At 60.1% G+C, this 273-nt stretch carries 1 protein-coding gene; it reads left to right on the top strand.

Annotation, left to right across the window (positions count from 1 at the left end):
* The first annotated feature begins 48 nt into the window (after positions 1–48).
* Positions 49–171, top strand: coding sequence for a hypothetical protein (locus ABG80_RS23820; protein WP_268760978.1), 123 nt, complete (start codon positions 49–51; stop codon positions 169–171).
* The last annotated feature ends 102 nt before the right edge of the window (positions 172–273 follow it).

The raw sequence follows: 273 nt of genomic DNA on the forward strand, positions 1-273 counted from the left end.
AAACGGCTCTGAGGCCTTTTTTGGTGACTTTGACGGTGAAGAACGGTGATGACCTGGCTGAACGCTTTAAGCACCTTCATAGAGCCCAGCGCGAGCTATGGAAACGCCGGCAACGTGGTCGCGGCTCTGTGCTCGAGGGTGTTGTGGGCGCTGTTTGGTCATACGAAGTGAAGCGGGGAGACAACTCGGGCCAGTGGCACCCGCACCTGCACATGATCGCCTTGGCCGAGGTCGAGCCCAGCCAGGAGCGCTTGTCGCGGGATTGGCACCAGA

Source organism: Aquabacterium parvum, from assembly GCF_001447195.1.
GTDB classification, from domain to species: Bacteria; Pseudomonadota; Gammaproteobacteria; order Burkholderiales; family Burkholderiaceae_C; genus Aquabacterium; species Aquabacterium parvum.